The sequence below is a fragment of the Botrimarina colliarenosi genome, from assembly GCF_007859955.1.
Lineage (GTDB): Bacteria > Planctomycetota > Planctomycetia > Pirellulales > Lacipirellulaceae > Botrimarina > Botrimarina colliarenosi.
Genome location: NZ_SJPR01000007.1, coordinates 149,995 through 166,000 on the forward strand (window position 1 = coordinate 149,995; position 16,006 = coordinate 166,000).

At 63.4% G+C, this 16,006-nt stretch carries 7 protein-coding genes; all 7 read right to left on the reverse strand.

Features of this window, described 5'->3' with window-relative positions:
• Positions 1-6: 6 nt before the first annotated feature.
• On the reverse strand, positions 7-1,332 hold the full coding sequence (locus Pla108_RS18825) for a DUF1800 domain-containing protein (protein WP_146446525.1): 1,326 nt from the start codon (positions 1,330-1,332) through the stop codon (positions 7-9).
• Positions 1,329-10,964 carry a M56 family metallopeptidase gene (locus Pla108_RS18830; RefSeq protein ID WP_146446526.1) on the reverse strand — a complete coding sequence of 3,212 codons (9,636 nt, stop codon included), beginning with the start codon at positions 10,962-10,964 and terminating at the stop codon, positions 1,329-1,331. The genes Pla108_RS18825 and Pla108_RS18830 overlap by 4 nt, the downstream gene beginning before the upstream one ends.
• Before the next feature lie 12 nt (positions 10,965-10,976).
• Positions 10,977-11,354 carry a BlaI/MecI/CopY family transcriptional regulator gene (locus Pla108_RS18835; protein WP_146446527.1) on the reverse strand — a complete coding sequence of 126 codons (378 nt, stop codon included), beginning with the start codon at positions 11,352-11,354 and terminating at the stop codon, positions 10,977-10,979.
• A gap of 650 nt (positions 11,355-12,004) precedes the next feature.
• Positions 12,005-13,900: a S16 family serine protease gene (locus tag Pla108_RS18840; RefSeq protein ID WP_146446528.1), complete on the reverse strand. Its 1,896-nt coding sequence runs from the start codon at positions 13,898-13,900 to the stop codon at positions 12,005-12,007.
• Positions 13,901-13,922: 22 nt separating this feature from the next.
• On the reverse strand, positions 13,923-14,615 hold the full coding sequence (locus tag Pla108_RS18845; protein WP_146446529.1) for a hypothetical protein: 693 nt from the start codon (positions 14,613-14,615) through the stop codon (positions 13,923-13,925).
• Positions 14,616-14,621: 6 nt separating this feature from the next.
• The gene (locus tag Pla108_RS18850) at positions 14,622-14,804 is read right to left on the reverse strand and encodes a hypothetical protein (RefSeq protein ID WP_146446530.1); all 183 of its coding nucleotides are present in this window, start codon (positions 14,802-14,804) and stop codon (positions 14,622-14,624) included.
• A complete protein-coding gene (locus Pla108_RS18855; protein ID WP_146446531.1) occupies positions 14,785-15,660 on the reverse strand; it encodes a hypothetical protein in 876 nt (291 codons plus the stop codon). The genes Pla108_RS18850 and Pla108_RS18855 overlap by 20 nt, the downstream gene beginning before the upstream one ends.
• Between the last annotated feature and the right edge of the window lie 346 nt (positions 15,661-16,006).

Consider the following 16,006-nt stretch of genomic DNA (forward strand, 5'->3'; position numbering starts at 1 on the left):
TCCTTCTCAGCCAAGGGTGGAATCGGAAAGGGACAACACCAGAGCGATCGCTGCGGCGGGAGACAGTTCGCCGGCTTCTTTCGAATCAGTTGCGACAGCGGGCGCACCGATCCCCCACAGCAATAGCGCGAGCCGATCCACGATCGGTCCTTCTCCGGGCGGCAGCCCCGCGGACAGATCGACCTCCGCGGGTGAACGCCATAGCACGCCCTCAGCGAGCGCGTTGGCGTAGTTGGCGCGGGCGACGAGGGTTCGGGTCGATAGCCACGATCGGCCTTCGTTCCAGCCGCCAACGTTCGGCGGGTAGAAGAGATCTTGGCCCATCCGGGTGATCCACTCGGCGACTAGCAACGTGCTCGGTGGCGAGTCGCACAGGCGCAATGATCGCAGCGTTTCGACGGCGTGCTGGGCGGGGCTGGTGACACGCGTGCGGAGGTTCTCTTTGCGGAAGAACGCGTCACTGCGGAGGATCGTCTCAACGCCCCACTCAATATCGAGATCGTTCTGTTGCAACCCTGCGGCGAGTGAATCGATGGCCTCTTGGTCGATAGCGCCTTCCCCCATCAGCAGCCCACAGAGCCGCCTAGCGACGCGCCGCGCCGTCTCGGGTCGGGCGAGCAAGAGGTCGAGCAGGCCGTCGCCGTCGAGCGGCGACGTTTGGCCGAGAATGGTTAACTCGCTGTCGTCGTGGCGACTCTCACGGCAAGCGAACGCCTGCCGCGTGATGGTCCACCCGGTGAGCGCCCTGGCTGCTGCACGGACATCGGCCTCGGTGTAGGCGCCGGCGCCGAGCGTAAAAAGCTCCATCAGCTCGCGGCCGAGATTCTCGTTGGGTCGCCCCTTGCGGTTGGAGTCGGCGTCGAGCCAAGTGAGCATCGCCGGGTGCTTGACGACCGCTCGCAGGAGGTCGCCAAAGGGCGCACGAGAATACCTGCGCAGCAGGTCGTTCTGCTCGCGCATCCAGACGAGGTTATCGACCTTGCGGTTACTCGTGGCGAAATGGTTGTGCCACAACAGCGTCAGGCGTTCGCCGAGCGGATCGGGCGACTTGAGCATCCGGAAGACCCACCACGCTTTGAGGCGGTTGGGATTGCCCGAGGCGGTGGCGGCGTCGCCGATCGTCGCGGCGAGTCGCTCGAACCCCTCGTCCACCTGCGGCTTAAGCAGCCGATCGATCGCGGCCTCGGGCCCTTCGCCAAGGTCGCGCTGGAGCGTCTCCCAGTCGGCCCCGAAGCCGGCGCGGCGGTGCAGGTGCACCACCCGCTGGAGGTCCCACGGCGCCGAGTCGCTCGGCTCGTAGAGTCGCCAATCGCTAGGCGCCGAGTCGTTCACGGGTCCACCCCGACATCGATCGTGAGGTCGCCGAGATCGATTTCCTCGTTCGCCTCCGCCTTAAAGTCTTTCAGAGTGACGAATCCCCCATCCTTGAGCGCGACGATCCGGTACGGAGCGCCGGGGATCAGCACGGGCAGGCGGAGGCGGCCGTCGATGTCGCTGTCGGTCGTTCGGGGATCTGGGTAGTTGATCCGGTCTACGTTCGAGATGAAGTCGGAGTCGGCTGAGACGACCCCTTTCCCGGACTCGGGGTTGTTGAGGGGGTCCGGTCCCGGTCGAACGACCATGTAAACGTTGACGCCAGAGAAATTGGCAACGGGATCCCCCGATTCGTCAATGAGGCGTGCCGTTGCCGAGCCGCAAGGCTCAAGTGCGACGCGTTCTTCCACGTCGCCGGCCCGGACCGTGACGGTGGCGCCAATTCTCTGCTCCTGCTGAAGGAAGTGGACGGTGTGCTCTGCTTTGGACGGCAGCCCGCGAACCTCGAACCGCGCGCCCTCCACTCGGGGAGAGTTTCCCCGCCATTCAAGGTTGGTGGCACGGATGTTTCTCCACGAGACCATTAGGGCGCCATTCACCGGCGCGCCCGAATCGTCCACTAAGCGGCCGCTCGCGGCGCCGCCGCGCGTTAGCCGCACGGTCATCTCGACGGGCGAGTCTTCGGCAGTGACGTCGATCCGCTCGAAGTGGTGGGCGTACTGGCGTCTGCCTCCTTCCTTGTTGCGGCTCAGTTCTTGGCTTGTCGATTCGGCGAGGACATAGTCGTCGGTCGGGCCGTGGACCACGATCCGGCCGGAGCCGGGAAGCACGGCGGTCTTGAATCGGCCCTCAATGTCGGTCGTTTGAATCGCCTGCCAGCCGGTGAGGATGTCGTCGGCGACGTTGGGGTTGTTATTCCTCTCGGGAACGTACTGCACCGACGCGTCGGCGATGGGTTGTCCCGTACCGGCCTCGACGACCTGCCCCGTTATGAGCACGCCGCGCGGCAACGATACATCTACCTGCTTGACGCGGTCGCCGTCGTTCCAGTGAATGCCTTTCTCGGTTGGGGTCTGGCGCGCGAGGTAGGGCGTCCCCTCGGGCGCGTAGGCATTGACGCCGAAACGGACCCCCGACTTGGGGCTGATACGGAACCGCCCCTTCTCGTCGGCCTGACCGGCGACGGAGACCATCGAGCCGAACTCCTTCTGTTGGCTTGCCCAGATGGTCACCCTGGCCAGCGGCGCCGGTTCGCCGGTGTCTTCGTAGGTGACGGTCCCCTCAAATACCTGCGCCGGCGCCAGTGGCAACAACAGTTCCTCGCCGGGCTCGCCGTTGCGCACCAATGAACGGTAAGTCCCGTCCCGATCGCCGTGTTGCTCGGGCTCGCCCGTGTTGAGCATGATGTCTTGTGGGGCGAAACGGTCGTCGCCATCGACTTCGAGGTAGGCGCCGTAGCCTGCGGGGACTCCTTGCAGCGCGAACCGCCCGCTAGGATCGGTGATTACCGGCTGGATCCAAGCGGCGGGCGCCGGACCTTCGCCCGAGTAGCCGGCCCCCGCGGGTTCGCGGCCGGGCATGGCGGCCTCCATCACTAATTGCACGCGCACGGTCACGCCGGCCGCTGGTTGCCCCTCGATATCGACGAGCCTGGCGACGATCGGCTGCTCGGCGGGCAATTCAAGAGACAGCGCCTCGTTCTCGAGCCCTAGGCTGACGTCCTTCGAGGCGACCCCCGCGCCGTCGCGGCGGGCGAGCAGTCTTGAGTAGTGGAACAACTCGGGGTCGGCCGTGTGCGTCAAGCGGAACGCGCCGGCTTCGTCGGCGGTCCCTTCGGCGAGCACGGCGCCGTTCGGCGAGTAGTCGCCTCCCTTGTTCGTTACCTTCCGCATAGCGACGAGGGCGACGTGCGCGCCGGCGGCGGGCTGACCGTCGGCGAGCGTCACCTTGCCCGAGACGCTTTTCGCCGCTTCCGCCGCTTGGTTCTGCTCGGATTTCTTTTCGGGCTTCTTCGCCGGCTTCTTTTCAGAGGCGGGCTTGGCGGCTTTGTCCTCACGGTTCTCGTCATCGTCGCCGATGACGATGTCGCCGAGGTCCTTCACCTCACCCGGCTCGATGGATTCGTTGACGAGCGCTTTGCCAATGCCCATCTGCTGCCGCTTCATGCTGTTGAACGAGCGCGGGGCGGAGACCCACGCCGAGTATTTCTTCTGGTGGTGGATGCCATGGAGCGTAAAGCGGCCCTCGGAATCCACCACAACTCGTTCAGGGTCGGAGAGTTTCCCGGGCTGCGGCGCCCAGACCGCGACCTCGCCGCGGTTGAAGGCCTCCATGTCGAAGGAGAGGCTCGCGTCGGTGATCGGCTCGCCGTCCGGATCGACGAGGCGTCCCGTGAACTTGCCGGCCGGGACCCATTCGATCACGACATCCTGGTCCTTCTCGGTGACCGTTGTCGCGCCGACACGGTTGCGGGATTCGTCGTAGACGAGGACCTGGCGGCGCTCGCCCGCCTTGAGGCCCTCGACTTGGAACTGAGGCGTCTCCTGTCGCTGCCAACCCCACATCTCGGCGGCGCCGTAGGATCGATAGCCCGTGGTGAAGAGGCCGCCGACCGACGGCACGGTGACGGTCACCGACGAGCTCGCCGTCAATGGCATGTCGGCCCGGACGACCTTGCTTTCCAACTGGGGATCGACTTCGAGCAGGCGACGGTAGTTGACCGGCATCAGGTAGTGAGGCTCGGTGGCGAACATGCCCTGATCGTCACGCCCCTCGATCGACTCGGCGCCCGCACCGCGCGGGTAGCGGTCGATGTCGCGACCGAGCGGCCCGTTCGTGGCCGTGTTGTCGTACTGGAAGGCGAGCACGCCGCGGGTGGGGAGCACCGCAACGCGGAAGCGTCCCTCGGCGTCGGTCCAGTAGCGGCCCTGCACGAACGTTCGGCGCGTGCCCGGGTAGGCGGCTTCGATCTCCTTGTTCGGGAAGTAGTAGTACTCGAGACTGCCGACGATCGCCTCGTCGGTGTCGGCGTCGTAAACACGGCCTTCGGCCCAGACGCCTTGCCGCAGGCGGAAGTCGTACGCCCCTTCCTTCGCTGCGGCGGACGTGTCGGCCGTGACGATTGCCGGCACATAAGCGGCGTCGCCATCCGTGAAGGCCATGACGCGGTTCTTGTCGCCGATCGGCAGGCCGGTGATTCGATACCTGCCGTCTGCGTCCGTGCGGGTGACAAACTGCCGGTCATGGAGATTCGACCAGCGGTTGGTGCCGTGGACGATCCCGTCGCGCACAATGACGCCGACGATTGGCTCGCCGGTATCGTAGTCAACGACGCGGCTCTCGACCGGGCGTGACGGCGCGGCGACGTGCAGCAGCTCGTTCGGATGGACCGTGTAGCTCGTTTCCGTCGGTCCCTCGTCGACCGTGAACTCAATCTTCTCACCCGGCATGTTCCGGGCGACGATCTCGGCGGTCTCGATGCCCTCCCCTTCGATCCGCAATTGCAGCAGCAGGTTGTCTTCGATGCCGCGTAACGCAAAGCGGCCGTCGGCGTTGGTTGTCGCCGTGGGAAGGGCTAGCGTCGTCTGCGACGGCTCGATGATGTTCAGCAGGTCGAACACCTTGGAGCGCCATTCGGAGTTCGGCTGTGTGTCGTCTGGCGTCCCGTACCAGGGGCCGGCGGGATCGTTCGCTCTACGAGACCAACGTGTTGTGATCTTCGCGCCGGCAACCGGATTGCCGTCGATATCGATGACGCGGCCGCGGAGCGGTTCGCCCTCGGCGGGGAGTTCGATGACGGTCTGGCTCGCCAAAGCCGACAAAGCGGCCCCGATCACCGTCACCGGATTCGATCGCGGCCGAGACTTGCCGAGGTAGCCGGGACGCTCGACCGCGAAGCCATAGCCCGGCGCCCGGACGACGATCCACTGCGAGTAGCTCCAGCTCGCTGGGGCGTCTTCGGCGAGTTCGACGGCGGGCGCTGGGAAACGGAAGCGTCCGTTGGCGTCGGTGGTCGCAAGGAGCCGCGGCGCCATCGGCTCAATGTCGTGGACACGCGTATGGAAGTAATAGAACTCGGCGCCGGCGATCGGCTTGCCGTCGGGACCGACGACGATGCCCGACTCTTCTTTGGTCTTACTCGCTTGCTTGTCTTGACGGTCCGTGGCGTCGTCCTCGGAGGGATCCGCCCATGCCTTGTCCGGCGGAGCAGCGGCCGCCGGCTTTAGGCCGGCTTGGTCGGGCTGCGTGACCCGCTTGGCGAACTCTTTCTCATCCGCGGCGAGGCGTACGTCGCCCACGTCCTGCGTGTGGCCCGGATCGACACGGATCACCACGTCCACCGGCCCGCTCGCAAAGCGCATCGACGGGGCCGTCGAGCTCGACATGGCCGCCTGGTCGTACGCATTGAGTCGGTAATCGACGCCCGGCACGAGGCACGCGATCTCGAATCGTCCCTCATCGTCGGTCTCATAGATCGCGTTGCTGGTGCTCTCGCGGTTGGCGGGGAGCGGCGCCGCTTGGTACGACTTGTCGAAGGTCCCGAAGTCGTCGTCGTTCCGCAGATGCCACGCCGAAATTTGGCAGTTCGCCAGCGGTTCTCCTTCGGCATCGACGAGACGACCAATTGCTTTGCCGGCGGGCTGCAGCCGGACAACTAAGTCTTCATGCCCTTCGCCGGAAACGATGACGCGGCCCCCGAGGTTCCGCTCAAGGTCCATCGCGTAGACGTGCCGCGGCTGGTCCGGTTCGTAGCCCACTAGCTCGAATCGGCCGTCACTGGACCGGTCCCATGAGTTCGCAAACTCAGCGATACGGTTCGTGTAACGAAAACTGGTGATCGGCTCTCCATCCGGACCCACGACGCGGCCAGCGACGGTCGTTCCGGAGTCCAGTTCGAGGTTTAACTCGATGCGGGTCGCTTCACTCGCCGGGTCGATCTCGGCAACCTCGTGGTAGCTTGACGGCATGAGATAGGACGGCTCGCAGCGGATCATCGACTCGGCCGCTTCCCGTGATCCGTCTAGTTTGAGAATCTCGGCCGCTCGGGGGTAGCGCTCGTGCTCGTGCGCTTGGAACGTTATGTAGCCGCGACCCGGCAAGACAGCGATCCGGTAACGTCCCCTGTCGTCGGCCAGCAACCTGTCTCGTTCATCGACCTGCAGCGATCGAGCGAAGCGATGGTCGGGATTCTCAGGAGGGACGTAATAGGCGACCCGGCCCGCGATCCCGTCACCGGTACGCTTGTCGGTGACGCGTCCCTCTAGCCAGACCCCGCGGTGGAGGTCGAAGTCAACCTCGAGCGGGCCCTCAACGCCTTCGGTGTTTGCGGGCTTCGATGAGGAAAAGTAGGCGACGTCCCCGTCAGGGGCGATGGCAGCGATGCGATTTTCCGCCCCGATCGGCATGCCGCTGAGCGTGTAACGGCCTTGCTGATCGGTAACCGTGCGGACGAAGTCGGCGCCCCATCCGTTGAGTTCGTTTCCGTGTCGCTTTTGACTCTTGATTGTCACGCCCGCGAGGGGCTGCTTGGTCTCTTCGTCACGAACGACGCCCGAGATCGGCGTCGAGGGGCCGACAACATAGCTGAAGTCCGCGGGGTAGTAGGTCAGCCGCCTTGAACTGGCGCCGTTCCGTTCCTCTGGGAGTTCGATCGGTTCGCCCGGCTCGGTGCGGACGTGCACCAGGTTGGTCTCAACGCCGGGCCCTTCCAACAGCAAGCGGGCGATGCGTCCCTGGCCGATACCACGTAGGGTGAAGCGGCCCTCCGAGTCGGTCGTTGCGGGATCGACCGCTGAGCGGAGCTGCCAATCGCCCAGCATGCGAGGCGTCATCAGTCGGGCGGAGTAGAAGTCTGCATCAGGCTCGGCGGCCGCTTCACGCCAAGCCGTGAGGTCATCGTCGGCGCTGCACCAGAGGCGATCGAGTGACAGTTTTGCGCCAGCGACGGGCTCGCCATTGATGTCGAGAACCCGGCCGCGGATCGGGGCTTCGTCCCGCGTGAGTTGCAGCGGCCTGCCCGCCGAACCGAGCATCGCTTCAGCTTGCTGGCGGAACGGCTCGGGAAGTCCCTTGACCCTCTCAATGGCTTCGCTTTGCCACTGGCCGGTGACTTCGAAAGCCGCTGCGGTTGAGATCGCAAAACCGAAACCCGTTTTCGACGCCACGATCGATGCGGCCTTGAACTCTCGGTCGATCGCTTGCGGACCGAAGTCGCTGGGCGCCACCTCGAATCGGAAGGCGCCGTTGGCGTCGGTCGTTGCGATGGGCTTCGACGCTGAATTTAGCACGCCGGTGGCGTTCGGGACATAGAACAGGTGGTACAGTTCGGCGTCGGCGACCGGCTTGCCGTCAGGATCGACAACCGTGCCGGCGAAGGCGACGGCAGCGTCGTCCGCTTTCGGGGCGACGCGGGTTGCCGCCGTCGCTTCACGCACCGGCTCGGGGCGCTCGTCGTCCGTGACGTCGATCTCGCCGAGGTCGATCGTTTCGCCCGGACTCACTTCCAGGTCTTCCGCGAGCACCTTGAATTTTACTCGCGTAGACTCCAAATACACGTCGTAAGAAGTTCCGGGCAGGACGCCCGTTTGCTCGAAGCGGCCTAATTCATCGGTGGTGATCTCTATGAGTTCGGGACTGAAGTCGCCGCCGGGTCGCGGGCTGAAACGGATGCGGGCTCCGGGCAGAGGCGTTTCGTCGCCTTCCGCAATCTGACCACAAACCGTCGCGCAAGGCTCGAGTTGAACCGAGAGATCGTCTGGTGACTCGCTGGCGGATATCTGCAGCGCTCTTCCAAGCCGCTTCTCTGGATGGTGAATCAGCAGCGTTCGCTCTTCGGCCTTCGCCAAGGCGGAGACCTTCAGCAGGGATCCCTCCGGCTGCGTCCATCGTGAGCGACGCAAGAGACCAGCCGCCGTAACGCCATCGATGGGTTCACCCTGATCGTCAGCAACCGAGACTTGCACCGTGCGACCGCGTTCCAGCGCGAAGTCGATCACGAACTCCGGCGTATCTTCAGGAATATTCACGCCACGAATGCTGGTGAGGCTCAATCGGCTCGGCGTGCCTCCTAGGCTGTAGTAGCCAGGCAAGTAGTCCTTCGCGTCAGCTTCTAGTATTTCGTCGAATCCCTGACCGCGGGGGTAAGGGGACTCACTCCAGAGAACGACCCCAGCAATCGCTTTTCCAGGCAAGCCGACCAATCGGTAGGTCCCGTCCGGGGCGACCGTGTAGCTATCCTGATAGCCGTCGGCGCTGCCGTCTTTGTATTCAGGTAGGGCGCTGGCGTAGGGGTTGGACCGGTGGGGGAAATACTGGGCGAACACGGATCGTGATCCAACGATGGGCTCGCCGCTCGCTTCGTCGGTCACCCGGCCGGTGATCCAGACACCGCGATGGAGTTCGATGGCCATCTTAATCGGCTCGATGCCGATACGTTCGGGGACGTCATATCGCCGAATTAGGTAGGGCTGATCGTCGTTCGGCGTGGCTAAGATCTGGTTCTGATCTCCCTTCGCCATCCCGACCAAGCGGAAGCGGCCTTCGCTGTCGCTAACCGCACGCAGGCGCAACTCCCCAGGCAAGAAGCGGCGTATCATCGATTTCTGCCTGATTGAAACCCCCGCCAACGGGGCGCCCGTCTCGGCGTCGCTTACGACGCCTTCGATCGGTTGTGTCGGTTGGGCGAAGATCTGAGCACGCGCGCCATAAATGATCTGCTTGTGTGAGAATTCGGGGTCGTCAGCGATTAGTGGCTCCGTGTCGCGGGTGATGATCGTCGCCAGCGTGTAGGCGATGGTTGGCCCCGACAGGGCGACACGGACCTTCCGTTCGCGACCGACGCCCGTTATTACGAACTCGCCTTTGGCGTTGGTCGTGACCTCGGCGGCCGCGTGCGGCGGGTGTTGCCGGGTGCGTCGCTTGAAGTGCTTGTCGATCGCGCGCCAGAACCACTCACCCCGGTTGATCGCCGCGAGCCACGCGTCGAGGCTCTCGTCGTCGGTTGCGGCGACGTTACAAACCGCAACGGTGACGCCCGCGAGCGGGTTGCCTTCAAGATCAACCACCTTGCCGCGGATCGGTACATCGTCACGCACGATGTGGAGCGTCAGCGAATCAACCGCCGGTTCGCCATCCGGGATCACCTCAAACCCAGGGCCAAAGCCCTTGAGACTGGCGACGATCGCCACTTCACTGCTCTTCGGATAAGTCAATTCGAATCGGCCGTCAGCGCTCGATACGGTTTTAGCGAGCGGCAGCTTCGGCGCGTCCGGATCGTGGATCCACGTCTGAGCTTCGACGATGGCGCCGCCGACCGGCTCGCCACTCGGAGCCACCACCCGCCCGCGAACGCTGACGTCGCTCGACGCGTCATCAACAGCGAAATCATCGTTTGACGCCTCCTCCTCCAATGCCAAGTCGGCGCTGGCTTTGGAGACCGCCGAGTTCAACCCCACGAGCCCCGCCATTGTCGCGCCGACGAGTCCGCCGCCGATCACCAGCGCCAGCAGTAGATTGCCCACACGGGTCGAGAGCGGCCGCGAAGTATCGAGGATCCGCGCCACACGCCGGCCAAGCATCGATCGGAACGACACAATACCGACGCCCACCGCGGCGATCGGCGTGGCGCCCAGCTCGGCGATGCTCACCAACCGGTCGGCATAGTCCGTGCGGTCCGATCCGAGTTGCACGACGTAGTCGTCGCACACCTCCTCGGCCGCCGCCTCGATGCGGCGCGACAAGCTCCATAGCAAGGGTTGGAAGAACATCGCCGAGGTCGATAGGCGCCTAGCGAGGTTCCACACCGTGTCGTGACGCTTTAGGTGCGCCAGCTCGTGGACAAGGACATCCTGGAGCGAACTCCCATCATGCTCCTCCGGTAGCAGCACCGCCGGGCGCCGGATCCCCGCGAGGCAGGGGCTCGGCAGGTAGGGGCTCCGCAGCACCTGCGGCGTGGCAACGCCGAGTTGAGTGGCGAGTTCGTCGCAGAGCCGATGCGTCGGCTCGTCGGCGACCGTCGAAGCGGACCATAATCGCAGCAAAGCTCGCCATGCCAACGCGAGGCGAGCGAGCAGCACCCCAGTCACCACGACCCACAGAACGATGGCGCACATTGCGACGGTGCCAAACACGGTGAGCGCCGGCGTCGGCGTCGAAGGCGCTGGCTGCATCACCGACGACGCCAGACCATCGCTGGAAGGAAGTAATAAACGGTCAGAATCTTGCAAGGCTGTCAGCGGAGCGACCGGTGGCATATCGAGAGCGGGCACGGCGTTGAACTCGACGACAGCTGGCGGCGCTTCCTGCGGAACGGGGACTAAAGCTGGGACCCTCTGCTCCTGTGGCGACTTGGCCACTAGCTCTGCTTCTGGCGTGGGTGGTTCAGCCTGAGCCACTAAGGCGGGCAGTTCCACCGACCACCCGCGGACGCCGGCGAGCGAAAGCATCCAAGTCGCCAGCGGGCATGCGATCACCGCTATGAGCGTCGTACGGTACACGGCCGATTGCACGGCCGATCCTCGCTTCCGCAGCGCGTGGCCGAGAGCCAAACCCGCCGTGATGAGGAGCGTCGATTGCAGGAGCCAGTTGACAACCAGCTCGAAAGTGGCGCCTAGGACCTCGACTGCCGACGCCGCCAATTCTTGGTCGACCATGGTGGGGTTCCCTTACGGCTTCTTGCGGCGTTGTTGGATGAGTTGACGAATCTGCTCCAATTCGTCGGGCGACACCTTCTCGTGCTTCAAGAGATGAGCCACCAAGTCGCTGACCTTGCCTCCAAAAACACGCTGAACGAGGTCATTGGTCGCTTTCCGCTGGTAGTTGTCTTCCTTGACAAGCGGAAAGAAGTAGAACGTCCGTCCCTCGGACTCATGCGAGACCGCGCCTTTTTCTTCCAAGCCACGCAGCAGGGTCTGAACCGTGCTATGGGCGATCGCCTGTTCTTCGTTGAGGGCGTCGGTGATCTCGCGCGCCGTCGAGCGTCCGCGGTCCCATAGGACCTGCATGATGCGGAGCTGGACACGGCCGAGCTGACTGGGGGGCATCGGGGGACCTCCTGCTGTCGTTTACTGCGGTAAATCTAACGACGTAGATGTGCGACTGCAAGTATATTTTTTCGCTGGATCGCGGCGGCGTTCGCGGCTGAGACTTGAGGCGACGAGTTGGATCGTCAGCAGACATAGTGAGGACCGAGACGCCACGCGGACAGCTAGGCTGGAAGCGCTTGTCGGCCCTAAACTCTGACGGCCGTAGCGATTCAGATGCCTGCTAGACTCGTCGATTTCCATTCGACTGACCTTCTCAAGATGGCTGCCACGGCTTTCAACGCAATCCGCGTGTGGCTACACCTGGGATCGTCACAGGTCCGACCGACCGAGGGGACTTGGAGAGATGCCGATCTGCGGTCGGGTGCCTCACCCGCGGCGCCGAAGGACAAGGCCGAATCTGCTGAGGTCGTCTTCACCGACCACAGTTTGGTCGAGGCCGACAGAAGTCGATCCGATGGCGCTGATCTGCCCGTGGACCGGCTTGAGACCCGTCGGAAAGAACGGATCGTTTCGGCGCCGAACCTACTGAGGACCGGCGCTTCGAGGGCTGATTCCGTCACGGCCAAATCCGCGGAGAAGTGAAACTTCTCGGCGCTGAGAACGATGAAGCCTCCGCAGGACTGGCGCAGGTCGAAAGCCGCAATCGCTTATTCTGAAGGCGTCTCCCTAGCAAACCCCCCTAGGTAGGCCAGCGTCCGCGCCACGGTATTGGCCTCCCAGTACCAACGCAGCGACTGGAGCTGTTCACTCTCGTCGCCGCTGCGCATCGTACCGGCGGAGATGTAGTCAAACACGACATCGGAGGGATCGACATCCGCGCTGCGCAGCAACTGGATGTTCCGCCGGGTTTGATCCTCGGCAAAGTCGAGCATGTACTTCAACGGGGCGTCAAGCTTGACGTTAGTCACCCCGCCATCCTCATCCATCTCGACACCCAGCGAGTAGTGCTTCGCGATTAGGCCCGAAGAGAGCGAGTAGGTGCGGATTGAAAGCGCCAGCCGCGCCAGCGATAAGCTGTCTCCCTCAAACTCATTGAACATCTGTGCTTGAGAGAATTGACCCGCCCCCCACGCCAAGAGGTAGTCTTCGTCCTTGCCGAGCATGACGTCCTTAGCCTTGGTGAAGGTGACCCCCGCCCCAACGGCCGCCTGATCGATCACCATCTTTTCGAATTGGTTGAGGTTGGCCTGCGCAGCGCGACGGAAGAAGTCGGCAGTGGCTTCAAGCGGCATTGATTCGGGCGTGGGACGCCCCGCCACGCTGCCGGCCAGTTCAAGCACGTCCTGGACGTAGTCGTAGGAGTCACTGGCTGCTTGCATGTCGTACACCGCTTCGAGGATCCGTTCGAGCTCAACGTCGTCTTCCTCCGTCACCCGCGTGAGAATCGGTTTATCGATCTTTCCACTCAACAGCAAATTCGCCAGGTTCTCGTAGGTAATCCCCTCGATGAGACTCATGTAGGCGTAGATCGTGGTGCCGAGCGCGCCCAGAGTGCGCGGCGTGTGATTCTTAAGCCGGTCGATCGCCATGCGGCGTTTCATTGGCGCCTGAGCGAACCGCTGGGCGTACTCAGTCGCCGCCTCACGGCCCCGCTGCTCGTCTACCCAGATGGTGCGCGCCACTTCATTGGCGAGCGCAGCCTCCGCGGCGGCCGTTGTTGCCGCCACAAGTGCCGGGGGGACGAGTCCCTGATTGAGCAGGTCGTCCACGCTTGCTTCGATTTCGCGAGCATCCTCGATGCACTCGTCGGTATAGTCGCTACGGTATTCTTCCGGCACGCGGTCGTATTCGGCGGCTTCGTCGCGGTACTTAATCCGCCACTTGGCGATAATGATCTTGGCCTGCTGATAGTTGGCGTTGCTGAGCGTCGGAACCGTCGCCGGGGCGGGACGCGGCAGCTCCTTGCCGGTCGCTAAATGGTACGCTTCGTAAATGTCACCTACGGCGCGGAGCTCGACGCCGCGGTCGGCGGCTCGCTGGAACAAATCCACATCACGGCCGAGGGACTCGTCGCGGTCGTTCCGCATGCCGAAGGGGATGAGCACCAACCGAATTCCCGCTGCGGCGGCGCCGTCGATCTTGTGGGGTACGCCGCCGACCGGGCCGATGGTGCCATCGGGATTGATGGTGCCGGTCATCGCAACGTCGGTTAGCACCGTGTCTCCGCGTAGTGCAGCGAGTACGCCGACGGTCGTCATGGCGCCCGCGCTAGGGCCGTCAACGCGACCGCTACGTTGGAAGAAGAGCCGTACGCCTGCCACATCGCGTCCAGAGAGGTCAGCGGCCACCAGAGCCGCCTGCCAGGCGGCGGCACGCCACAACTCGCCGTAGCCGTCGATCTCGTCTTCGATAAACGCAAGCCGAAAGGACTTACCGGGGCTTTGATCGAACCAGATTTCCACCGGCACGGAGACACCCCCGACTTCACTTCCTGACTTGTAGTAGGAGAGCGTGCGAATCGTCACCGGCTCCATGGCCCAGCAAAGGTTGGGGGAAGCGCCTGCCAGCAACAGTAAGGTGATCGCGGATTGGATGCGCGCCATCAGGAGTCTCTAGGGAGGTCTTTCATGCACCCCGCATGCTGCTGAAGCGGCCCCCCCAACGCGAGCAAACCCTGCTTATGCAGTCGTCTGGGTCGCTGAGCGGGCGGATCGGCAAGGTTCGGGCCACTAAGAATCGGTCGCCGCCACTATGCACTGGGACGTGCAAGCGAGTCAAAGAGAAGCCCGCCAAACGTGGCGAGGGGAGTCGGCGGAGGCCGCTTTCAGCGGGAAGACGTGCGGTTTGGAGGGAGTGTTTTGGGTTCACCATCTCCTCGGTGCTGGTCACCGCTTCGTAGAACCATGTAGCCCGCTCGTCGAGTTCGACCTTGGTGTCCGTGACCTGCGGGATCGAGAAGTCGAAACTCTTATACCACTGAGTTCCCTCCCAGTACGGCTCGGCGTACCGTGGGTTGACCTGCAGGTTGCGGGTCATCAGCTCACCGAGCGCCGCCCCCTGCCGAAGCAGCTTGGCTTGCCTCGCGTCGGGCTCGAATGGCTGTCCTTTGCGGAGCCCCAGCGGCTCAAGCATCGCGATCCACGGCTTGTCTTGTTCGCGGACTGGTTCTTCGTCGAGGACTGCTTTCAGCGTCCGCCAGTAAGCGAGGCCGCGAGGCGCCGTGCCCGACCACTCCTTATCGAGCCCTTCGATGAACCGGATGGCGACCGGCTCAGCGTGAATGGCGGAGATCTTTAGCTGCTGCCTGAACCGCTCCATGAACCCTTAATCGCTATCGATCAGCCGCAAGCCGAAGAACCGGTTGTTGGTATCGGACCGATAGACCCGCACGCCGGGGCGTTTGAATTGGTTTGGGTCGTGCTCGGGACCGACGACGACATACGTGCCGACGAGGCGGCGGTGGGTGGCGAGTGCGAGCGAGCAATTGCTACCGAAACCGCCTCCCAAAGAACATGCACACCCCAAGCAGCCCAATCGCCAACGACGTCGGCTCAGGGATCGCCGCGATTATTTCGTATGTCGTACCCGAAACGCTCGTAAAGTCGCTCGTTGCAAGCAGCATGCCGGAGTCATCACGGGCTTCGATTCCTAGCAGTTCGACCGTATTGCCGAACTGTGCATAACCGCTTGCGAAACCGCCGTCGCCCATGAATTCAGTCTCAGCGTCGAAGGATGTAACTAGCTCTAGCGAGAACAGCTGATTTGGGGCTCCGACAAAGGAGTTCGATACGATTGTCACATCGATCGGACCTGGTTCGGAGAAAAACCATCGTTGGGGTAGCGCCATCCCGTGTGTCAGCTCGATCGAGGCATAGGCGTTGGAGTCCGAGATATTGCCTGTCACTCGGAATATGTACTTCGAGTTGTAGCCGACGGCAGTGCCACCGTACGCCAGGGTGTCTTCGAACCGGGCGATCGATTGAACCGTGTACCGTGTCGGCACGTCGCCGGTTCCGTTGTCGTGGTGGTAGTCGGGGTCGTAGTACGTGTTGCTAACCTCACCTTCTGCGCTGGTGCGGAGGAACGAGTAATTCGCCAACGCAGTCGCTGAACCCTGGAACGTGAGATCGCCCTCCCCACCGAGCGTGGATACTTCGTACGAAGTTGATCCCGAAACCTCGAGGGGCATGGGGATGGCGGTTTCGGACTCCGCGAATTCGATCCCAGAACCAGTGAACTGATCTCCCACAATGAGGACGGCTTGTGAATACAGTCCAGCGGTCGCAACGAGTGGCTCACCGAAAACTAAGGTGAGGGTCAAGCAGGAAAGTGCAAGCGACTGCCGTGCGATGGGAAGTATCATTAGTTGTGGCCTTAGACAATTAAAAAGCGAGGTTCGCACCCTGAACGTCGCAGCAACATTGATGCCATATAGCGTAAACTCGGGCTACAAGCGATACAAGCTGTGCTTTGGAGATCGCGTGGTAGTTCGTCGTCTATCCCCGCCGCCACTTCCGCCGGCTCAGTGACGCGCCGTGGAGGCCTGCATCGCTCGTTAGGCCAACCAGCCATCAGCTGGCGGTTGCCTCACTCTCAGCGAGTTTGGCCGCTCGCCGAACTGCACACTTGGCCCGCCGGCGGACTAATCTGGAGCCATCTGTGCAGCTAGCGTAGGCTGCCGATCCTACCACCGAGCGACAGGAGGTCCT